Here is an 18583-nt window from a genome sequence, read left to right as displayed (position 1 = left end):
CGCCATGATCACTTATTACGACGACAGGTCGGTCCAGATCACGTCCGCCGCCGTCCGCGTGGACGGCCGCACGTTTCAGCTGGCCGACATCAGCATGGTCTGGCACCGGCGCGGCAGCCGGTCCTGGCGGGTGCTCGCCGGCCGGGGCGCGATCGGCGCGGCGCTGGCCGGCCCCCTGGTGGCCGCCGCGCTCGGCATCGCGCTGGCGCTCACGCTGGACCGCTCCCTCACCGTCACCGTCGCCATCGTCGGGGCCTCGGTGCTCGTCGGGCTCGCGGTCGGGCCGGTCGCCGACTTCCTCTTCGAGCACCTGGACCGCTCGTACGCGCGGGGCAGCCGGCAACTGGAGATCTGGGCCCGCTGGCGCGGCCAGCCGGTGCGGCTGCTGTGCACCGGCGACGCCCTGCGCTTCGGGCAGATCTACCGGGCGGTACAGCGGGCGGTGGAGGCCGGCCAGCCGGCGACGCCCCGCCGCCGTTAGAACTCGATCGGCTCGTCCGGCAGCATGCCGAGGCCCCGCAGCAGCCCGTAGAGGTCCTGCTCGCCCCAGAACTGCACGATCCGCCCCTCCGCCAGCCGGTACATCTTGCAGGAACTCTGCACCGCGGTCGCGCCGGTGGCGTCCCGCCGGTAGGTCTGCGCCAGCGAGACCACGACGCGGTCGCCGGCGGCGAAGAGCGCGTGCGTCCGCTGGTCGAGCACGGTCAGCCCGGGCGACGCGACGGCCTGCTCGACGAAGTGCCGCCCCCGCACCTGCCGGCCGGAACCGTAGATCTGCACGTCCTCGGCGACCACCGCGCGCACCTCGGACAGGTCCTTGGTGACGAACGCCCGCAGGTAGCGGCGGACCGCCGCGACGTTGCGGTTCTCCTCGTTCCGGCGTTCCTCTTCGGTCATGTGCCCGTGCCCGCTCATGCGCTCCGACGCTACCCAATGGAGTCGCGCGGCATCGACCGCCGTCCACCTCGGCCGGTCGTGGACGCGGCGCAGCAGTTAAGCTTAGTGATGACCCTCTATTACCGGGACGACGCGGTGCAGGTGACGTCGGAGTCGATCCGGGCCGGAGGCCACGCCGTCGCGATCGCCGACGTGACGTACGTCTGGCACGCGCAGGGGCCGAAGACGCTGGCGGTACGCGGCCGGGTGCTGGGCCGCGGCGTCCTGGTCCTGCTCCTCTCGCTGCCCCCGCTGGTCGCGGTGGTCTGCGTGCTCGCGCTGGCCTGGTCGGCGCAGGACCGGGGCGAGTGGCAGCTGGCACTGGTCATCCTCGCCGCGTGCGTGGTCGGCGCGCTGGCCCTGACCCCGTTCCTGGAGATCCCGCTCGGCTGGCTCGACCGCTCCTACGAGCGGGGCAGCAAGGTGCACGAACTCTGGGTGCAGCACCACGGCCGCGAGGTGCTGCTGCTGCGCACGCCGGACGCGCTGCGGTTCGGGCAGATCTACCGGGCGGTCCAGCGCGCGGTCGAGCAGCACACGGAGGCCTGACCCGAGGCGCTGCCCGGGCCTTGCCCCGGGCGCTGCCCGGGGCCGCGTTGCGCCGCCCGGCGGTTCGGGCGCGGGCAACGCACACTTGGTGCCATGGTGATTTCCCTCCCCCGGCCCGCCGCGGTCGTCGGTCTGACCCGCTCCGCCCTCGACCAGGCTCTCGGCTCGGCGGCCTCGTTCGCCGCCGTGCCGGCCCGCGCGTTCGCCGTGCTGGACTCCGTGGAGGCGCTGCTGGCCCGGATCAACGGGGTGGTGGACCGGATCGACGGCGTGGTGGAGCGGGTCGACGACATGGTGGACCGGGTCGACGCCACGGCGGGCCGGGTCGACGGCATGGTGGACCGGGTCGAGCAGACCCTCGACCGGACCGACCAGGTGCTCGCCGACGCCGACGCCGCGGTGCGGGAGGTGCCCGCGATCAGCGCCGCCGCGACCGCCGCCATCGGGACGGCGACCGAGGTGGCCACCGCCGCGTCCGTGGTGGTCGGGCAGGCCGAGTCGGTGGCCGGTCGGGCGGCCGGCGCCGTGGGTACCGCGGCGGAGGCGGCGGCCACCGCCGCCGAACTGCTGACGGCGTACGAGCCGGCGTTGCGCCGGGCGGCGCCCATGGCGAACCGCTTCGTCGAGCAGCTCAGCCACGAGGAGGTGACCGCCGCGATCCGGCTCGTCGACGAGCTGCCCAAACTCAAGCAGCACCTGACGGCGGACATCCTGCCGATCCTGGCCACCCTGGACCGGGTCGGCCCGGACCTGCACGACCTGCTCGACGTCACCCGCGACCTGAAGCTCGCCGTCGCCGGCATCCCCGGGTTGGGCATGCTCCGCCGCCGGGGCGAGAAGCTCAGCGACGAAGCGGAGGCGTGAGCGGCGGTGAGCGGCCCGGTCTAGCGTGGGGCGGGCACGGCCCCGTTCACCGGGACCCGGTCGGGGCCGATCCGCCGGATGCGGGCGGTGCCCCACTCGCCCAGCGGCGCCAGGGCGGCGTTGAGGGAGATCCCGTGCTCGGTCAGGGAATACTCGACCTTCGGCGGCACCTCGCGGTACACCTCACGGTGCACGAGCCCGTCCTCCTCCATCTCGCGTAGGTGCTGGATCAGCATCTTCTCGCTGACGCCCGGCAGGCCGCGCCGCAGCTCGGCGAACCGGCGGGTCCCGTGGTGGTGCAACTCCCAGAGGATCAGCGACTTCCACTTGCCGCTGACGACGTCCATCGCGGCATCGATGCCGCAGATGTAGGGACCGCGTCGCGCCTTCGTTGCCATGCCGCCTCCCGCTGCACTTACCAAGAGGTAAGTACCTGACCAATTAGTCGGTACTGGCGCACTCTACCGGCTGCGGTGAGGATCTCCTCGTACCACGACTCTCGAGGGGAGCCCCGAACATGACAGCGAACGACGGCATCCAGGTGAGCGTTCTCGGGCTGGGCGCGATGGGCAGCGCGCTGGCCGTCGCACTGCTGAGGGCCGGGCACGAGACGACGGTGTGGAACCGCTCGCCGGGCAGGGCGGACGACCTCGTCGCGCAGGGCGCGCGGGCCGCCACCACGGCGGGCGACGCCGTCCGGGCCAGCCGACTGGTGATCGTCTGCCTGCTGGACCACACGTCCGTCCACGAGGTGCTCGACCCGCTCGCCGGCGACCTGGCCGGCCGGACCCTGGTCAACGTGACCACGACGTCACCGGACCAGTCCCGCGAGCTGGCCGCCTGGGCCGCCGACGCGGGGATCGCGTACCTCGACGGCGGGATCATGGCCGTACCGTCCATGATCGGGCAGCCCGGATCGTCGATCCTCTACAGCGGGTCGGCCGACGCCTTCCACCAGTACCAGCCACTGCTCGACGTGTGGGGCGACAGCACCTGGTTCGGCGAGGACCCCGGGCTGGCGTCCCTCTACGACCTCGCCCTGCTCGCGGGCATGTACGTCATGTTCGCCGGGTTCATGCACGGCGCCGCCATGGTCGCGCCGGCCGGCGTGACGGCGGCGAAGTTCGCCACCATGGCCGCGCCCTGGCTGACCGCCATGACCGGCGCCTTCCACGAGTTCGCCGCGGTCATCGACGGCGGGGACTACACCGTCGACGGACAGCAGAGCCTGGAGTTCTCCGACCTCGGCGACATCCTGGCGGCCAGCGCCGAGCAGGGCATCAGCACGGAGGTCGTCGCCACGGTCCAGCGACTCCTGCACCGCCAGATCGAGGCGGGCCACGGGAAGGAGGGTTTCGCCCGCATCATCGAGAGCATCAAGCACCCGGCCTAGCGGAAACGGCCCGCTGCTGATTCAGAAGTAGCAGCGAAGGGGCGGCCGACGTTCCGGGACCGGATCAGGCCGGGGTGTAGAGCTCCTCGATCTCGGCCCGGCTGGGCAGGGCCGAGGAGGCGCCGAGCCGGCGGGCGCAGGCCGCCCCGGCCGCCGCCGCCCAACGCACCGCGTCGACGAGGTCCCGGCCCTCGCCCCAGGCGACCGCGAGGGCGGCGGTGAAGGCGTCCCCGGTCGCCGTGGAGTCCACCACGTCGACCTTGACCGCCGGCACGTGCACGGCGGTGCCGTCCCGGTCGCCGTACCAGGCGCCCTGCGCGCCGAGCGTGAGCACCGCCCGGGGCACCAGGTCGAGCAGGGCCGACGGGTCGTCCCTACCGCGCCCGGTCAGCGCCTGCGCCTCGGTCTCGTTGACCACCAGCAGATCCGTCGCCGCGAGCAACTCCGGGGGCACCGGCACGGCCGGCGCGGCGTTGAGCACCACCCGGCTGCCGGCCGCCCGGGCCGCGACCGCCGCCCGGGTCACCGTGCCGACCGGGATCTCCAGCTGGGCGAGCAGCACGTCCGCGGAGCGTACGGCCGCCAGCTCGGGCTCGGTGAGGTGGGTCATCGAGGCGTTCGCGCCGGGGGTGACGAGGATGGCGTTCTCGCCCTCGGCGTTGACCATCACCAGCGCCACCCCCGACGTGCCGTACGTCGTGCGGAGCTGGTCGGTGTCGACGCCGGCGGCGGCGATCCGGGCCCGCAGGGTGACGCCGAACGCGTCGGAGCCGATCGCCCCGAGGAAGGCGCAGGAGGCGCCGGCGCGGGCCGCGGCGATGGCCTGGTTGGCGCCCTTGCCGCCGGGCACCATGACGAAGCCGGTGCCGAGCAGGGTCTCCCCCGGCCGGGGCAGGGCGGGGGCGGTGCCCACCAGGTCCATGTTGGCGCTGCCCACCACGACGACCCTGGTCTGCAGCACGCCGACCTCCATCTGGCGCCTCAGGCGGCGCGCGCGGTGTACCGGTCGCCGGAGCGCTCGACCACCAGCGGCAGCCCGAAGGTCTTGGAGAGGTTGTCCCCGGTGAGGGTGTCACCGAGCAGCCCCTGGGCCACCACCTGGCCGTCGCGCAGCAGGAGCGCGTGGGTGAAGCCGGGCGGGATCTCCTCCACGTGGTGGGTCACCAGCACCAGCGCCGGGGCGTCCGGGTCGTACGCCAGCTCGGCCAGCCTGGCCACCAGGTCCTCCCGCCCGCCCAGGTCGAGCCCGGCCGCGGGCTCGTCGAGCAGCAGCAGCTCCGGGTCCGTCATCAGCGCGCGGGCGATCTGCACCCGCTTGCGCTCCCCCTCGGACAGCGTGCCGTAGGCGCGGTCGGCGAGGCCGCCGATGCCGAGCTGGCTCAGCAGCGCGCGGGCACGGGCCTCGTCGCCGCTGTCGTAGCTCTCCCGCCAGCGCCCCAGCACCGACCAGGCGGCCGTCACGACCACGTCGCTGACCCGCTCGTCGGCGGGCACCCGCTCGGCGAGCGCGGCGGTGGAGAGCCCGATGCGGGTGCGCAGCTCGTTGACGTCGGTGCGGCCGATGCGCTCGCCGAGCACGTGGGCGGTGCCGGTGGTCGGGTGCAGCCGCCCGGCGGCGAGGTTGAGCAGTGTCGTCTTCCCGGCGCCGTTCGGGCCGAGCACCACCCAGCGCTCGTCCAGCTCGACCCGCCAGTCCAGGTCGTGCAGCAGCGCCGTGCCGGACCGGCGTACGCCGACGCCGTCGAGGCTGACCACCAGATCCGCGTCCACGGGCACGGGCGCGGCTGCGGCGCCGCCGGCGCCGGGGATCAGGTCACCAGTCACCCGACCATCCAACCACGCAGCGCCGCGGCGCCCCCCACGGGCGGCGCCCCGGTCGTAGGGTGAGGCGCCGTGTCGTTGGTCACCACACTCGAAGGACGGTCCATGCCCGGTCGGAACACGGAGCCGCGCCGGTGAGCGCGGTCATCGAGATCGAGGGTCTGCGCAAGACCTTCCGCAGCCTGCGGCAGGGGCGCCGGGTGGCGGTCGACGGTTTCGACCTGCTGGTGGAGTCCGGCCAGATCCACGGCTTCCTCGGCCCCAACGGGTCGGGCAAGACCACCACGCTGCGCGCCCTGCTCGGGCTGGTCCGCGCCGACGCCGGCCGGATGACGGTGCTGGGGCGGACCTCACCGGAGCAACTGCCCCAGGTGGCCGGGCGGGTCGGGGCGATCGTGGAGAGCCCCCAGTTCTTCGGCAACTTCACCGGGCACCGCACCCTGCGCCTGCTCGCCCGGGCCGGCGGCGTGCCGGTCGCCCGGGTCGACGAGGTGCTGGAGCAGGTGGGCCTGCGGGACCGGGGCGACGAGCGGGTCAAGGGCTACTCGCTGGGCATGAAGCAGCGCCTGGCGGTGGCCTCGGCCCTGCTCAAGGACCCGGAGCTGCTGATCCTCGACGAGCCGGCGAACGGGCTGGACCCGGCCGGCATCCGGGAGATGCGGGACCTGATGCGCTCGCTGGCCGAGGCCGGCGTGACCGTGCTGGTCTCCAGCCACATCCTGGCCGAGATCCAGCTGATCTGCGACCACGTGACGATCATCTCGCGGGGCCGGCGGGTGGCCGCCGGGCGGGTCGACGAGGTGCTGGCCGGGTTCGACCGGCACGAGCTGCTGGTGCGGGTGGACGACCCGGAGCGGGCCGCCGAGCTGCTGACGGCGGCGGGGCTGGCGGTGACCGGGCACGACGACCACCTGGTGGTGGGCGACGTGGACGACGCCGTCACGGTCAGCCGCACGCTGGGCGAGGCGGGCCTGTGGGTGCGCGAGCTGACCCCGCTGCGGCCGGACCTGGAGAGCGTCTTCCTCGAACTGACCGGCACGGCGGCGCACCCGACGATCCCCCGTCAGGTGGACGACTCGGTGCTGCCCGACCACGGGCCCCGGGAACCGGTGATCGACCTCGACGCGAGCGGAGTGGACGCGTGAACCTGGTCCGTGCCGAGCTGGAGCGCCTGGGTGCCCGGCGCTTCGTGCAGCTCATGGTCGTCCTGCTGGTGCTCGCGTTCGGCGTCACCGCGGCGACCACCCTCGCCGGTTCCCACCGGCCCACCGCCCAGGAGATCCTCGACGCCGAGCAGCAGGCCGCCGCGGCGCGCAGCGAGCTGGAGCGCACCCACCAGCTCTGCCTGGACCGGCAGCGCGGCGCCATCCGGGTGGACGAGGTGCACGAGTACATCCCGGACGACTGCAGCGAGGTCGACCCGGCCCAGATGGAGCGGGCCCCGGTGGCCGCCGACTTCCTGACGGGGGTGTTCACCTTCGCCGAGGAGGCCCAGCCGCTGCTCTACTTCCTCGTCGCCTTCCTGGTGCTCTTCGGCTTCCTGGTCGGCGCCTCCTACATCGGCGCCGACCTGAACTCCGGCGGGGTGGTCAACCTGCTGCTCTGGCGGCCCCGGCGGCTGACGGTGCTCGGTGCCAAGCTGGGCACGCTGCTCGGCGCGACGGCGCTGCTGTCGCTGGTCGCCTCGGTGGCGTACCTCGGGGCGTTCTGGCTGATCGCCCAGCTCGCCGGCCGGCCCGGGCGGCTCGACGGGGAGTTCTGGCGGTCGCTGGGCGCGACGTGGGGGCGCGGCATGCTGCTGGTGCTGCTGGTCACCGCGATGGGGTTCGCCATCGCCACCCTGGGCCGACACACGTCCGCGGCGCTCGGCGCGATCGCCGGCTACCTCGTGGTGTGGGAGCTGGGGGCCCGGCTGGTGATGGAGATCCTGGACGTCGCCCAGGTGGACCGGTACGTGCTCTCCAGCTACGTGGCCGCCTGGCTGAACGGCAAGGTCGAGTTCTGGGACCTGCGGGCGTGCCCGGACGGGCTCACCCAGTCCTGCACCGGCTACTGGTCGCTGACCTGGCAGCCGTCGCTCATCCTGCTGCTCGGGCTGACGGGGGCACTGACCGCGGCGGCGTTCGCCGTGTTCCGCCGACGCGATCTGATGTGACCTGATGTGACCTGCGGTGTCATCCGGCCCCGGCGCGGCAAGACCTTGCAGCACCGGGGCCGATGATGAAATATTCCTTCACATGACGCGCGGCCAACCCCGTCGCTCCGGGCCGCCAGCGCCCGCCGAGCACCTTTGGGCGAGGCCCGCCGAGCACCTTTGGGCGAGGCCCGCCGAGCAGGTCCGGGCGACGCCGGACGGGCACCGGCCGACTCCGCCCGGGCCGGCCGGCACGACGGCGCGATCGATGTCCGTCTTGGTCTTGGGCCGGCTGTCGGCCGACTCGGCGCGCCAGCGCCGGTCAGCCGACCGTCGAGCCAAAGACCTCGTCGCGGACCGCGTCCAGGGCCGTGCGCAGCGCGCCGCGCAGGATCGGCTCCTCGGTCAGGCCGGTGGGCACCACCCGGGGCCGGACCAGGGTGATCGCCGCGACCTCGTGCTGCACCCGCTCCGCCAGCGCCGCCCCGCCGGCCTGGCCGACCTCACCGGCGAGCACCACCAGCGGCGGGTCCAGCACCACGCAGGTGCTCGCCACGCCGAGCGCCAGCCGGCGGGCCACCTCGTCGAGCATCGGGCCGCCGGCCGTGCCGTCGGCGACCGCGGCCCGCACTGCGGAGGCCCCGCTGTCGTCCGGGTAGCCGTGCGCCCGGGCCAGCTCGCGGACCGCCTCCGCGCCGATCAGCTGCTGGAACGCGGGCTTCGCCCGACGGGAGACGTCGCGCGGGATGGGCGCCCCGGGCACCGGCAGGTAACCGATCTCGCCCGCGGCGCCGCTGCTGCCGTGGTGCAGCCGGCCGCCCAGCACGATCGCGAGGCCGACGCCCGCGCCGACCCAGACCAGGACGAAGTCCGTCAGCCCCCGCGCGGCGCCCGACTGCGCCTCGGCGACCGCCGCCAGGTTGACGTCGTTCTCGAAGACCACCGGGGTGTGCAGGTCCTCCCGGAGCGCGGCGAGCAGACCGCTGTGCCAGCGCGGCAGGTTGAAGGCGAAGGTGATGTCGCCGGTGCCCGGGTCGACCAGGCCAGGGGTGCCCAGCACGATCCGCCGTACGCTCGACAGCTGCGCCCCGGCGCTGCTCGCGGCCTGGACCACCGCGTTGTGCACGACCCCGACCGGGTCGTCGGTGTCCCGGGTCGACTGCTCGACGCGGCCGATCACGGCGCCGGTGATGTCCGCGCAGGCGGCGACGACCCGGTCGGCGCCGACGTCCACGCCGACCACGTGCGCGCTGCCCGGCCGCACGGCGTAGAGCTGGGCGTTCGGTCCCCGCCCGCCGGCCTGCTCGCCGACCCGGGTGACCAGCCCCCGCTCCTCCAGCCGCTCGACCAGCTGGGAGGCGGTGACCTTGGACAACCCGGTCAGCTCGCCGAGCCGGGCCCGGGTCAGCGGCCCCTGCTCCAGCAGCAGCTCCAGCGCGGCGCGGTCGTTGAGCGCCCGCAACAGGCGGGGGGTGCCGGGCAGCCGGGTCGAACTCATGCCACGTCCTCTAGTTTTGTTAAACCTTGCTAACTGTAAACGGACCTGCAAACGGGTAGCCGTAGCGTATCGGCCGCCCGGGACCGGGGCGCTCGGCCGACCCGGTACGTCGCCGACCGCCGCCGGTACGACATCCGTGCCCTCGGGCACCGAAAGGGGAAGATCACGTGGGGCTCGATCCAGGACTGCGCCGGCTCGCGCTCGGCACGCTGCTCGCCGCGTACCCGGGGCCGATCCCGCCGGACTGGGCGGTCGACCTGGTGGCCGAGGGGCTCGCCGGGCACACCCTGTTCGGCACCAACGTCCACGACCCGGGGCAACTGGCGGCGAGCACCGCCGCCCTGCGCGCGGGCCGGCCGGACGTGCTGATCGCGATCGACGAGGAGGGCGGTGACGTCACCCGGCTGGCACACGCCACCGGCAGCCCGTACCCGGGCAACGCCGCGCTCGGCGCGATCGACGACGTGGCGCTGACCCGCCGGGTCTACGAGGCCATCGGCGCGGAGCTGGCGGGCCTCGGCATCACCGTCGACCTCGCGCCGACCGTGGACGTCAACACCGCCGACGAGAACCCGGTCATCGGCACCCGCTCGTTCGGCGCCGACCCGGTGCGGGTCGCCGCGCACTCCGCCGCGGCGGTCGCCGGCCTCCAGGCCGCCGGGGTGGCCGCCTGCGCCAAGCACTTCCCGGGGCACGGCGCGACGGTCGCCGACTCCCACTACGAACTGCCCACCGTGGACGTGCCACTCGACGTGCTCCGCGAGCGCGACCTGCCGCCCTTCGCCGCGGTCGTGGCGGCCGGCGCGCAGGCCGTGATGACCGCGCACATCCGGGTGCCGGCGCTGACCGGCGACGGCCCCGCCACGTTCAGCCGGGCGGTCCTGGTCGACCTGCTGCGCGGCGAGTACGGCTTCACCGGCACCGTCATCACCGACGCGCTGGAGATGAAGGGCGCCGCCGTGGCCGCCGGCGGGGTGGGCCCCGCCGCCGTACGGGCCCTCGCCGCGGGGGCCGACCTGCTCTGCATCGGCGCCAAGGTCGACGCCGAGCTGGTCGAACGGGTGGTCACGGAGATCGTCGACGCGCTCGCCGACGGCCGGCTGGACCGGGCCCGGGTCGAGGAGGCGGCCGGCCGCGTCGCGACGCTCGCCGCGTGGACCCGGGCCACCGGCGCGACCACGGCCGCGTCCACCGAACTCGGGTACGCCGCGGCACGGCGGGCCGTCCGGGTGGAGGGGGCGCTGTCCAGCCTCGACCGCCCGCTGGTCGTGCAGCTGCACGCCGCCTCGACCATCGCCGAGGGACGGGTGCCGTGGGGCCTCGGCCCGCACCTCGACGGCGTGGAGGAGCTGCGCGTGGTCGCCGCCGAGACCGAGCCCGCGGCCCTGCGCCGGCTCGCCGGGGAGCGGCCGATCGTGCTCGTCGGTCGCCACCTGCACCGCCTGCCGGGCGGCCCCGAGCTGATCGCCGCGCTGGCCGCCGCGCACCCGGTGACCGTGGTCGAGATGGGCTGGCCGGCCCAGTGGCGGCCGGCGGGCGTACGGGCGTTCGTCACCACGTACGGCGCGAGCCACGCCAACGGCCGGGCGGCGGCCGAGGTGCTCGGCCTGGCCGGCTGACGCGGGCGGCGGCACCCTGGGCCCGGCCGGCGGCTTGCCGGCGCGGGCTCGGGGTGTCGCCCTCGAATCTCGCCGAGCGGCACATCGGTGCCGGCGTGCCGCGCCGGAGACCCCGCGCCGGCCGGGCCACGCCGAAGCCGGGCCGCCCACTCTTGAACGTGTTCAAAGACTGTCCTACGCTCATGGCAACGAACTTGAACACGTTCAAGAAGGGCGTCGGCGATGGACACCAAGGTCTGGATGTACCTGGTCTACCTGGCGGTCAGCATCGGCCTGACCGTGTGGGTGGCCCGGGCGCTCTCCCGCAACGGGCTGGTCTTCCTCGAGGAGGTGTTCGCCGACGAGCGGCTGGCCCGGGCGGTGAACAGCCTGCTCGTGGTCGGCTTCTACCTGCTCAACCTCGGCTACGTCACGGTGGCGATGAAGCACCCCGACCCGGTCGGGTCCACCGCCCAGGCCATGGAGGAGCTCTCCCTCAAGATCGGCCTGGTGCTGCTGGTGCTGGGCGCGTTGCACTTCTTCAACGTCTTCGCGCTCGGCCGGTACCGCCGGGGCCGGCTGCGCCAGCTCGCCACCCATCCGCCGCTCGCCCCGGTCGGCCGGCTGCCGATGCAGCCCGCACCCCCCAGGCCCCACCCGGCCGCCGCGACCGGCCCCCACCCCGGCAACCCCCATCCCGGTAACCCGCAGCCCGTCGGCCCACGCCAGCCCGTCGGCACGCAGCAGCCCACCGGCACCCACCAGCCCGCCGGCCCGACCAGCCCCGGGCCGGAGGCCGGCCCCGGCACGCCGCCGGCCCGATGACCGTCCCGACCGGCGACGGAACGGGCGGGGCCCCGGACGCCACCGCGCACGGGGGCGGTGGCGTCCGGCGGTTCACCGTCCTCTACGACGCGCACTGCCCGCTCTGCCGCGCCGCCCACCGCTGGCTGGCGTCCCGCGCCCAGCTCGTACCCCTGGAGTTCGTGCCGGCCGGCTCCGCCGAGGCCCGGCGGCGCTTCCCCGAACTGGACCACGACGCGACGCTGCGCGACCTCACCGTGGTCGCGGACACCGGCGAGGTGTACGCGGGCGACGGCGCCTGGTTCGCCTGCCTGTGGGCGCTGGCCGACCACCGGGGCGCCGCTGAGCGGCTGGCGCGCCCGCACCTGCTGCCGCTCGCCCGCCGGTTCGTCGCCGCCGCCTCGTCGGTGCGCGAGCGCGTCCGCGACCCGTGGGCGGGGCCGGTCGACGACCCGGCGGGATACGGTGAACCCGATGACCGAGCAGACTGCGCCGACGACCGCTGCGGGTGAGCCGGCCACCGCCCGGGGCGAGCAGACGCGGCAGCTCATCCTGGACACGGCGATGCGGCTGTTCCAGGAGCGGGGGTACGCCCGGACCACCATGCGCGCCATCGCCCAGGAGGCCGGGGTGGCGGTGGGCAACGCCTACTACTACTTCGGCTCCAAGGACCACCTGATCCAGGAGTTCTACGCCCGCGCCCAGCTCCAGCACCGGGCGGCGGCGCAGCCGGTGCTCGACCGGGAGTCCGAGTTCGCCGCCCGGCTCGCCGGGGTGCTGCACGCCGGCATCGACGTGCTCACCCCCTCGCACGACTTCGCGGCGAGCTTCTTCAAGACGGCGGCGGAGCCGACGTCCCCGCTCAGCCCGTTCTCCGCCGAGTCGTCCGCGCCCAGGCTGGCGGCCGTCGACCTCTTCGCCGAGGTCCTCGACGGCTCGACCGCGAAGGTGGACGCCGAGCTGCGCCCCCACCTGCCCGAGCTGTTGTGGCTCGCGTACATGGGGGTGGTCCTCTACTGGGTCCACGACCGGTCCCCGCAGCAGGCCAAGACCCGGCGGCTCATCGACGGCGCGGTGCCGTTGGTCGACCGGCTGGTGGGGCTGTCCCGATTGCGGGTACTGCGCCCGGTCACCCGGCAGGTGCTCGACCTCATTCGCACGCTGCGTCACTGACCCGCCGCGCCGCCTCGCCACGCTCCGCTCCAGGTCAAGTCCACTTCTGGACAGCTCCAACCGCCCGCCGACACCTTGCCGGACAGCCCAAAAATACGTAGCGTAATCAGCACGCACGGCGACCGGCCCCGCAACGCCCGTCGCGGGCACGGGGACCTGGGGGAGGCTGCGGGCCGTGGATCCGGCCCGGGATCCACGGTCCGCGCCCCGCCCTCACCGCCCGCTCAGGGCGGGTACACCCCGAACGACCGCCAACCCCGGTCGGGGAAGCCGGCCGCCTCGGCGACCCGCGCGGAGGCCCCGTTGGCGCGGTCGTGCAGGTAGGTCGGGACGGCCCCCTCGTCGAGCACCCGGCGGGCCGCCTGCGCGACCAGCCGCCGGGCCAACCCCCGCCCCCGCGCCGCCGGCACCGTCCCCACCGCCAGCTCGTGGCCGTACGCGTCGTGCCGCTTCACCCCCACCCCGGACAGGTACCGGCCACGCTCGTCGCGCACCACCAGCACGGGCCGGTCGAAGAGCCGGAGCCAGGACGGCAACCCCGGCGAGGCCGGGGACACCCAATCCCCCACGTCGGGCAGCGGGGCCGGGGCCACGCTCCACCGGAACACGTCGTCGTGGACCGCCCAGCCGGGCTGGCCGACCGTCGCGGGCAGCTCGGGCAGGAACCGCCCGGCCCGCCGGCAGGCCAGCTCGCGGACCGCGTCCACCCGGTCCGGCGGTACGGAGAGCACGGTGCTCGCCCCGGCCGCGACCGCGATCGCCGGCCGAAGCCGACCGTCCCAGGCCGGCCGGGCCCGCCGGTGCGACCCGACCACGTGCAGCGCCGGGCCCGCCGGCCACTGGCCCAGCCAGGTCGTCAGGTGCAGGTGGAGCCGCCGGTCGAGCATCGAGTCACCTTCCCCCGCGGTCGACCCACGGCAGCCGCCCGCGCGGACGCCGCCGGGGTCGCTCGCCGCGCTCGGCCGCGCGGTTCGCGCCCCGGCCCGCCCGCCGATCACCGTACGCCGGACGGTTGCCGCCCGGCGCACCGTTCCGATCAGCGGGCCCGCCGGCCTCGTTGCCGGGCTTCGCGCCTCAGGCGCACCGACGTCGGTTCAAGCGCACGGCGGGCGGGTACAGGTGCAGGACGTCGTCGATGGACGCCGCCCCGAGATCCGGCGCGGTCGCGGGAACCTGAGACATCGATCGAGCGTCATATTCATTTCCATACATGTACAACTTTCTTTGGGACGGTAATGGTCATGCCGAATCAGCCGAATGACCGGTACCAACAGGAGACCGAGCGGCTCTGGCGCGCGCCCGGGGCCGCCGAACGGTTCCCCGCGCAGGTGCCGTACCGGGGCAACCGCGGCGCCAGCCGGACCGAGGCGCTCTCCTGGGGAGAGCTGAACAAGCTGCCGGCCGGCACGTCCACCCGCCGCAACCTCAACCCGCGTTGACCCGCGCCGTCCCGCCGGGGGCGACGACACACCCGGGGCGGTCCAGCGGCGGCTTTCGCACACCTGTCGGGTAATTTCTTGTGGTCCGCAACCCCGACCCACGACAGGAGAAGCACCGCGCATGGGCAAGAAGACGATCCACGTCTCCGACTTCACCGGCACGGTCATCCAGCCCCACGACGAGGTGGTCCGCGTCGTCGTCCTGGAACACCCTGACCTGGTGGCCGGGCCCGTGCAACTGGACGCCACCCCGGTCGAGGTGGAGAGCATCGACGACGCCGCGCTCGACGTCGCGGTGGTCGAGATCCACGACCGGCACGGCGGCGACGAGCCCCGGCGGGTGGTGCTGACGGCGAGCGAGTTCGACGCCATGGCGACCGACGTCCCGATGGCGCAGCTGCTGCGGACCGCCGAGCGGGTCCGCCCGCCGAAGGCCCGCAAGAGCGCCGAGAAGATCGACTACGGCACGATCGAGCACGCCGGCAAGCCGCACCGGGGCCGGGTCACCGAGGAGGAGGCCCGGCTGGTGCGCGAACAGCTCGACGAGGTCAACAAGCGCCTCGCCGACGCCGGGATCCGCCAGGTCGACCCCGCCGACCCGGAGCACGCCGCCCGGTACGGCTTCCCCACCGCCCCCTGAGTCGCCGCGGCGGCAACCGGGTCCGGCGCGCCGCCGGACCCGGCACGTCGCCGCCGAGGCACCCCGGACGCTCGTCGCGGCGGCCCCCGACCGCCGCGACGAGCGTCAACCCTCCCGTCAGCCCTGGGCGCCCTTCGCGGCGGCCTCGACCGCCGCGACGAGCGTCGACTCGGCGGTGGCCTTGTCGACGCCGAGGTCGGCGAGCACCCCGCTGCCGTTCTCCAGCTCCAGCAGGGCGAGCAGGATGTGCTCGGTGCCGATGTAGTTGTGCCCCAGCCGCAGCGCCTCGCGGAAGGTCAGCTCCAGCGCCTTCTTGGCCTGCGCGTCGTACGGGATCAGGTCGGGGACCTCGGCCGACGACGGCGGCAGCGCGGCCGTCGCGACCTCGCGCACCCGCTCCAGCGGCACGCCCTGCGCGACGATCGCCCTCGCGGCGAGCGCCTCCGGCTCGCTGAGCAGCCCCAGCAGCACGTGCTCGGGGCGGATCTCGGCGTGCCCGCTCGCCCGCGCCTCGTTCTGCGAGGCCATCACGGTGTTGCGGGCGCGCGGGGTGAACCGGCTGAAGCCCTGTTGCGGGTCCAGCGCCGCCTCGGTGGCCTTGGGCACGAAGCGCTTCTGCGCCGCCTGCTTGCTGACGCCCATGCTCCGGCCGATGTCGGTCCACGAGGCGCCGGAACGCCGCGCCTGGTCCACGAAGTGGCCGATCAGGTGGTCGGCGATCTCGCCGAGGTGGTCGGCGACGATGACCGCGCCGGCGAGCTGGTCGAGGGCGTCGGTGTGCGCCTTCTTGATCGCCTGGATGAGGTCGTCGAGCCGGACCGGGTTGCTCATCTGCGTGTGTTCGGTCATGCGTCAACGATAGGTTGACGCCCTCTTGTCGTCAACCCTGAGTTGACGATGCCCCCGCAGGCGACGGTTGGCTGACCGACGGCCTGCGGCGATCCGCTGCCGCCCCGGCACCGCCCGGCGGCGGGCCGGTGCGGCGACGGTCGGTCAGGCCGCGCTTCCGGCCGTGCGCAGGCTGGCCGGGCGCATGTCCGTCCAGACGCTCTCGATGTGGCTCAGGCACTCCTCGCGAGAGCCGCGGACGTCCACCGCCTGCCACCCGTCCGGCACGGGCCGATCGGCCGCCCAGATCGAGTACTGCTCCTCGGCGTTGCGGACGACGACATACTGCTCCGCTTCGAAACTCATCCCGCGCCTCCCCGTCACGAACCGGTCACTGAAGATCACTGGTACCGCACGACCCTATCCAGCCGACGCGGCCGGGGCAACGACGACCTTCACTCGATCCGGCGGCGCCGGGCGACGTGGTTTCCCGGCACCGGCGGCGGCCCCGGCCCCTGGCGGCGGCGGTTCAGCTCCCGCCGTCGGGGTGCGGCGCGTCGCCCGACAGCGGCCGGACGAGGAGCTCGAACGCCTCGGCGTACCACGTCTCCGGCACCGACTCGGGGTCGACGAGGCGCTGGATGCTCAGCCCGATGTCCAGACCGAGGAGCAGGGTCGCGGTACGGGCCACCAGCGCGGGATCCGGCCCGTCGGCCCGGACGGCCAGGTGGGCGGCGATCCCGGCGCGGGTGCGGCGCAGCGCCTCGATGTAGCGGGGACGCACCCGCGGATTGCGCATGGCGGCGATCCAGAACTCCATCATCAGCAGCGCGAAGTCGGCGTTCTCCCCGGCCCGGTCGCCGGTCGAGTTGGCCGAGCTGAGGGCGGCGAACGCCTGCACCATGTCGGACTCACCGGCGTCGACCTGGGTCAGGTCGGTGCCGATGAGGTCCAGCTGCCGGTCCAGCAGGGCGAGGATGATGTCCTCCTTGTTGCGGAAGCTGGAGTACACCGCGCCCTTGGTCAGCCCGGCGGCGGCGGCGATGTCGTCCAGGGAGGCGGCCGGCCCGCGCTCGGCGAGCAGCCGCTGCGCCGCGTCGAGCAGGCGGTTCCGGTTGTGCCGCTGCCGCTCCTGGCGCCCCATTCGTTCCATCAGGCGACTCTCCCGTCGTTCCGCTTGACCCGAATCTCCGCATTCCGCATACTCGGCGGTATCTGAATACCGACCAGTATCGGAGATGTCATGGTGCTGCGCGTGGACCATGTCTGCAAGGAGTATCGCGGAGGGGTGCGGGCCAACGACGACATCAGCATCCGGGTGAACGCCGGCCAGGTGTACGGCCTGCTCGGCCACAACGGCGCCGGCAAGACCACACTGGTCAACCAGGTCGCCGGGCTGATCAAGCCGACCAGCGGCACGATCCGCATCGGCGACGGCGACCCGGTCGCCGACCCCGGGTTCGCCCACCGGGTCTGCTCGGTGCAGCCGCAGGCGCAGGTGCCGCTGATGGGCGTCACGCCGCGCCAGGCCATCACCCTGGTGGCCCGCATCCGGGGGGCCGGCCGGGCCGAGGCGGCCGCCGCCACCCAGCGGCTGCTCGAGGCCCTCGACATCACCGAGTGGGCCGACACCCCGGCCGAGCGCCTCTCCGGCGGCGTCCGCCGCCTCGCCGCATACTGCCTGGCCGCCGTGCGGCCGGGCCAGGTGATCGTGCTCGACGAGCCCAGCAACGACGTGGACCCGGTGCGCCGGCGGCTGCTGTGGCAGCAGGTCCGGTCGCTGGCCGACGACGGGGCCGCCGTCCTCCTGGTCACCCACAACCTCACCGAGGTCGAACGGATCCTCGACCGGCTCTCGGTCCTGGCGCACGGCCGGGTGGTCGCCGAGGGCACCGTCGCCGACCTGCGGGCCGGCGCCGGCCCGGCGCTGCGGCTCGACGTCAGCCTGTCGGCCGGCAGCGACGAACCCGCGCCACCGCCGTTCGCCGGGCAGCCCCCGCGCCGGGACCGGCAGCGGCTCGTGTACGCGCTGGACACCGCCGACGCGGTGGCCGCCACCGAGTGGGCGGCCCGTATGCAGGCCGCCGGCACCATCGAGGACTTCTCGCTGTACCCGATGCGGGTCGAGGACATCTACCTCGCCCTCGAAGAGCACCAGACGACCCACGAGGAGGTCGACGATGTCGTGGCTCCGTAGCTACGCCCTGCTGCTGCGCTGGAACACGCTGCGGCTGCGCTTCCTGCTTCCCCTCTTCGCGATCGTCTCCGCCGGGCTCTCCGTCGGCATCATCGTCGGCTTCGCGTACCTGCTGCCCGACGTCGACGCGACCAGCGCCGCGTTCCTCGCCACCGGCGGCCCCACCATCGGGCTGATCACCGTCGGGCTGGTGATGGCCCCGAACATGGTGGCGCAGAGCAAGTTGCAGGGCAGCTTCGAGTTCGACCAGACGCTGCCCGTCCCACCGATGGCCTCGGTCGCCGCCGGGGTCACCGTGTGGATCCTGGGCGCGCTGCCCGGGCTCGTGCTGTCGCTGCTGGTCGCCGCGTTCCGCTTCGACCTGCGACTGGACCCGAGCCCGCTGGTGATCCTCGCCGCCCTGCTCGTCGCCCTGACCGCCACCACGCTCGGCTACGGACTGGCCCACGCCCTCCCGCCGGCCGCGGTCGGCCTGGTGACCCAGCTCGTCGTCTTCGTCACGCTGATGTTCTCCCCCGTCAACTTCCCCGTCGACCGGCTACCGGGCTGGTTGCAGGCCGTGCACGTCGTGCTCCCGTTCCAGTACATGGCGCAGAGCGTGCGCGAGGCGCTGGTCGGCGGCATCAGCGGCACCCCGTACCTCGTGATGGGCGCGTGGTGCCTGGTCGGGCTGGTGGTGACCTACCGGCTGATCGTCCGGCGGCCCTGA

The 18583-nt window shown here is 74.2% G+C and carries 23 protein-coding genes; 14 read left to right on the top strand and 9 right to left on the bottom strand.

Features of this window, described 5'->3' with window-relative positions; all coding sequences use genetic code 11:
• The first annotated feature begins 4 nt into the window (after positions 1-4).
• Entirely contained in the window at positions 5-481 is a 477-nt protein-coding gene (locus ACZ6O2_RS00140; protein ID WP_466021500.1) for a DUF6232 family protein, read from the top strand.
• Here ACZ6O2_RS00140 and ACZ6O2_RS00135 read toward each other — a convergent pair.
• Positions 478-915: a nuclear transport factor 2 family protein gene (locus ACZ6O2_RS00135; RefSeq protein ID WP_466021499.1), complete on the bottom strand. Its 438-nt coding sequence runs from the start codon at positions 913-915 to the stop codon at positions 478-480. The two genes, ACZ6O2_RS00140 and ACZ6O2_RS00135, sit on opposite strands and share 4 nt — an antisense overlap.
• A 90-nt stretch (positions 916-1005) precedes the next feature.
• Between ACZ6O2_RS00135 and ACZ6O2_RS00130 the strand changes: the two genes are divergently transcribed.
• Positions 1006-1485: a DUF6232 family protein gene (locus tag ACZ6O2_RS00130; RefSeq protein ID WP_350704670.1), complete on the top strand. Its 480-nt coding sequence runs from the start codon at positions 1006-1008 to the stop codon at positions 1483-1485.
• A gap of 93 nt (positions 1486-1578) precedes the next feature.
• Positions 1579-2349: a hypothetical protein gene (locus ACZ6O2_RS00125; protein ID WP_466021498.1), complete on the top strand. Its 771-nt coding sequence runs from the start codon at positions 1579-1581 to the stop codon at positions 2347-2349.
• Between the two features lie 20 nt (positions 2350-2369).
• Here the strand turns inward: ACZ6O2_RS00125 and ACZ6O2_RS00120 are convergent, their stop codons facing one another.
• Positions 2370-2747: a winged helix-turn-helix transcriptional regulator gene (locus tag ACZ6O2_RS00120; RefSeq protein WP_466021497.1), complete on the bottom strand. Its 378-nt coding sequence runs from the start codon at positions 2745-2747 to the stop codon at positions 2370-2372.
• Positions 2748-2866: 119 nt separating this feature from the next.
• Between ACZ6O2_RS00120 and ACZ6O2_RS00115 the strand changes: the two genes are divergently transcribed.
• Positions 2867-3742 (top strand): NAD(P)-dependent oxidoreductase, encoded by an 876-nt coding sequence (locus ACZ6O2_RS00115; protein ID WP_466021496.1) that lies wholly within the window; start codon positions 2867-2869, stop codon positions 3740-3742.
• Between the two features lie 64 nt (positions 3743-3806).
• Here the strand turns inward: ACZ6O2_RS00115 and ACZ6O2_RS00110 are convergent, their stop codons facing one another.
• Together ACZ6O2_RS00110 and ACZ6O2_RS00105 are read right to left on the bottom strand one after the other, a co-directional pair.
• Entirely contained in the window at positions 3807-4703 is an 897-nt protein-coding gene (locus tag ACZ6O2_RS00110) for a ribokinase (RefSeq protein ID WP_466021495.1), read from the bottom strand.
• Positions 4704-4723: 20 nt separating this feature from the next.
• Positions 4724-5566 (bottom strand): ABC transporter ATP-binding protein, encoded by an 843-nt coding sequence (locus ACZ6O2_RS00105; protein WP_466021494.1) that lies wholly within the window; start codon positions 5564-5566, stop codon positions 4724-4726.
• Between the two features lie 131 nt (positions 5567-5697).
• On the opposite strand from ACZ6O2_RS00105, the gene ACZ6O2_RS00100 reads away from it, so the two are divergent.
• Together ACZ6O2_RS00100 and ACZ6O2_RS00095 are read left to right on the top strand one after the other, a co-directional pair.
• Positions 5698-6708 (top strand): ABC transporter ATP-binding protein, encoded by a 1011-nt coding sequence (locus ACZ6O2_RS00100; protein WP_350704662.1) that lies wholly within the window; start codon positions 5698-5700, stop codon positions 6706-6708.
• Positions 6705-7718, top strand: a complete 1014-nt coding sequence (locus ACZ6O2_RS00095) for an ABC transporter permease subunit (protein ID WP_466021493.1) — start codon at positions 6705-6707, stop codon at positions 7716-7718. Before ACZ6O2_RS00100 ends, ACZ6O2_RS00095 begins: the two co-directional genes overlap by 4 nt.
• Before the next feature lie 301 nt (positions 7719-8019).
• Here the strand turns inward: ACZ6O2_RS00095 and ACZ6O2_RS00090 are convergent, their stop codons facing one another.
• Positions 8020-9195: an ROK family transcriptional regulator gene (locus tag ACZ6O2_RS00090; protein ID WP_350704658.1), complete on the bottom strand. Its 1176-nt coding sequence runs from the start codon at positions 9193-9195 to the stop codon at positions 8020-8022.
• A 167-nt stretch (positions 9196-9362) separates the two neighbouring features.
• Between ACZ6O2_RS00090 and ACZ6O2_RS00085 the strand changes: the two genes are divergently transcribed.
• The 4 genes from ACZ6O2_RS00085 (at position 9363) to ACZ6O2_RS00070 (ending at position 12770) form a co-directional block, all read left to right on the top strand.
• Positions 9363-10814 (top strand): glycoside hydrolase family 3 N-terminal domain-containing protein, encoded by a 1452-nt coding sequence (locus ACZ6O2_RS00085; RefSeq protein WP_350704656.1) that lies wholly within the window; start codon positions 9363-9365, stop codon positions 10812-10814.
• A 222-nt stretch (positions 10815-11036) separates the two neighbouring features.
• Positions 11037-11618: a hypothetical protein gene (locus tag ACZ6O2_RS00080; protein WP_466021492.1), complete on the top strand. Its 582-nt coding sequence runs from the start codon at positions 11037-11039 to the stop codon at positions 11616-11618.
• Positions 11615-12109: a thiol-disulfide oxidoreductase DCC family protein gene (locus ACZ6O2_RS00075; RefSeq protein ID WP_466021491.1), complete on the top strand. Its 495-nt coding sequence runs from the start codon at positions 11615-11617 to the stop codon at positions 12107-12109. The genes ACZ6O2_RS00080 and ACZ6O2_RS00075 overlap by 4 nt, the downstream gene beginning before the upstream one ends.
• Complete coding sequence (locus ACZ6O2_RS00070) at positions 12072-12770, top strand: TetR family transcriptional regulator (RefSeq protein ID WP_466021490.1); 699 nt, start codon at positions 12072-12074, stop codon at positions 12768-12770. The genes ACZ6O2_RS00075 and ACZ6O2_RS00070 overlap by 38 nt, the downstream gene beginning before the upstream one ends.
• Before the next feature lie 224 nt (positions 12771-12994).
• On the opposite strand, the gene ACZ6O2_RS00065 is transcribed toward ACZ6O2_RS00070, so the two are convergent.
• A complete protein-coding gene (locus ACZ6O2_RS00065; protein ID WP_350704649.1) occupies positions 12995-13657 on the bottom strand; it encodes a GNAT family N-acetyltransferase in 663 nt (220 codons plus the stop codon).
• Between the two features lie 354 nt (positions 13658-14011).
• Here ACZ6O2_RS00065 and ACZ6O2_RS00060 point away from each other — a divergent pair, with 354 nt between their 5' ends.
• Both ACZ6O2_RS00060 and ACZ6O2_RS00055 read left to right on the top strand, forming a co-directional pair.
• Positions 14012-14209 (top strand): DNA repair protein, encoded by a 198-nt coding sequence (locus tag ACZ6O2_RS00060; RefSeq protein WP_350704647.1) that lies wholly within the window; start codon positions 14012-14014, stop codon positions 14207-14209.
• A gap of 121 nt (positions 14210-14330) precedes the next feature.
• Positions 14331-14849: a hypothetical protein gene (locus tag ACZ6O2_RS00055; RefSeq protein ID WP_466021489.1), complete on the top strand. Its 519-nt coding sequence runs from the start codon at positions 14331-14333 to the stop codon at positions 14847-14849.
• A gap of 117 nt (positions 14850-14966) precedes the next feature.
• Here ACZ6O2_RS00055 and ACZ6O2_RS00050 read toward each other — a convergent pair whose 3' ends face one another.
• The 3 genes from ACZ6O2_RS00050 to ACZ6O2_RS00040 all read right to left on the bottom strand — a co-directional run bounded on the left by ACZ6O2_RS00050 (position 14967) and on the right by ACZ6O2_RS00040 (position 16830).
• A complete protein-coding gene (locus ACZ6O2_RS00050; RefSeq protein ID WP_466021488.1) occupies positions 14967-15698 on the bottom strand; it encodes a Clp protease N-terminal domain-containing protein in 732 nt (243 codons plus the stop codon).
• 144 nt (positions 15699-15842) lie between these two features.
• Complete coding sequence (locus ACZ6O2_RS00045) at positions 15843-16043, bottom strand: MbtH family protein (RefSeq protein ID WP_357464348.1); 201 nt, start codon at positions 16041-16043, stop codon at positions 15843-15845.
• 163 nt (positions 16044-16206) lie between these two features.
• A complete protein-coding gene (locus ACZ6O2_RS00040; RefSeq protein WP_466021487.1) occupies positions 16207-16830 on the bottom strand; it encodes a TetR/AcrR family transcriptional regulator in 624 nt (207 codons plus the stop codon).
• 90 nt (positions 16831-16920) lie between these two features.
• Between ACZ6O2_RS00040 and ACZ6O2_RS00035 the strand changes: the two genes are divergently transcribed.
• Together ACZ6O2_RS00035 and ACZ6O2_RS00030 are read left to right on the top strand one after the other, a co-directional pair.
• Positions 16921-17874, top strand: a complete 954-nt coding sequence (locus tag ACZ6O2_RS00035) for an ABC transporter ATP-binding protein (protein ID WP_350702753.1) — start codon at positions 16921-16923, stop codon at positions 17872-17874.
• Entirely contained in the window at positions 17858-18583 is a 726-nt protein-coding gene (locus ACZ6O2_RS00030; RefSeq protein ID WP_466021486.1) for an ABC transporter permease, read from the top strand. The genes ACZ6O2_RS00035 and ACZ6O2_RS00030 overlap by 17 nt, the downstream gene beginning before the upstream one ends.

The sequence above is a fragment of the Micromonospora sp. NPDC048040 genome (assembly GCF_055587185.1).
The sequence above is the reverse complement of the archived record's forward strand: the minus strand, read 5'-3'. Positions and strand labels throughout refer to the sequence as shown.

What these genes read in the sequence shown, in the direction of transcription:
- ACZ6O2_RS00140 (WP_466021500.1), top strand. Translation starts at nt 5, where the DNA reads ATGATCACTTATTACGACGACAGGTCGGTCCAGATCACGTCCGCCGCC.
- ACZ6O2_RS00135 (WP_466021499.1), bottom strand. Translation starts at nt 915, where the DNA reads ATGAGCGGGCACGGGCACATGACCGAAGAGGAACGCCGGAACGAGGAG.
- ACZ6O2_RS00130 (WP_350704670.1), top strand. Translation starts at nt 1,006, where the DNA reads ATGACCCTCTATTACCGGGACGACGCGGTGCAGGTGACGTCGGAGTCG.
- ACZ6O2_RS00125 (WP_466021498.1), top strand. Translation starts at nt 1,579, where the DNA reads ATGGTGATTTCCCTCCCCCGGCCCGCCGCGGTCGTCGGTCTGACCCGC.
- ACZ6O2_RS00120 (WP_466021497.1), bottom strand. Translation starts at nt 2,747, where the DNA reads ATGGCAACGAAGGCGCGACGCGGTCCCTACATCTGCGGCATCGATGCC.
- ACZ6O2_RS00115 (WP_466021496.1), top strand. Translation starts at nt 2,867, where the DNA reads ATGACAGCGAACGACGGCATCCAGGTGAGCGTTCTCGGGCTGGGCGCG.
- ACZ6O2_RS00090 (WP_350704658.1), bottom strand. Translation starts at nt 9,195, where the DNA reads ATGAGTTCGACCCGGCTGCCCGGCACCCCCCGCCTGTTGCGGGCGCTC.
- ACZ6O2_RS00080 (WP_466021492.1), top strand. Translation starts at nt 11,037, where the DNA reads ATGGACACCAAGGTCTGGATGTACCTGGTCTACCTGGCGGTCAGCATC.
- ACZ6O2_RS00075 (WP_466021491.1), top strand. Translation starts at nt 11,615, where the DNA reads ATGACCGTCCCGACCGGCGACGGAACGGGCGGGGCCCCGGACGCCACC.
- ACZ6O2_RS00070 (WP_466021490.1), top strand. Translation starts at nt 12,072, where the DNA reads ATGACCGAGCAGACTGCGCCGACGACCGCTGCGGGTGAGCCGGCCACC.
- ACZ6O2_RS00065 (WP_350704649.1), bottom strand. Translation starts at nt 13,657, where the DNA reads ATGCTCGACCGGCGGCTCCACCTGCACCTGACGACCTGGCTGGGCCAG.
- ACZ6O2_RS00060 (WP_350704647.1), top strand. Translation starts at nt 14,012, where the DNA reads ATGCCGAATCAGCCGAATGACCGGTACCAACAGGAGACCGAGCGGCTC.
- ACZ6O2_RS00055 (WP_466021489.1), top strand. Translation starts at nt 14,331, where the DNA reads ATGGGCAAGAAGACGATCCACGTCTCCGACTTCACCGGCACGGTCATC.
- ACZ6O2_RS00050 (WP_466021488.1), bottom strand. Translation starts at nt 15,698, where the DNA reads ATGACCGAACACACGCAGATGAGCAACCCGGTCCGGCTCGACGACCTC.
- ACZ6O2_RS00045 (WP_357464348.1), bottom strand. Translation starts at nt 16,043, where the DNA reads ATGAGTTTCGAAGCGGAGCAGTATGTCGTCGTCCGCAACGCCGAGGAG.
- ACZ6O2_RS00040 (WP_466021487.1), bottom strand. Translation starts at nt 16,830, where the DNA reads ATGGAACGAATGGGGCGCCAGGAGCGGCAGCGGCACAACCGGAACCGC.
- ACZ6O2_RS00035 (WP_350702753.1), top strand. Translation starts at nt 16,921, where the DNA reads ATGGTGCTGCGCGTGGACCATGTCTGCAAGGAGTATCGCGGAGGGGTG.
- ACZ6O2_RS00030 (WP_466021486.1), top strand. Translation starts at nt 17,858, where the DNA reads ATGTCGTGGCTCCGTAGCTACGCCCTGCTGCTGCGCTGGAACACGCTG.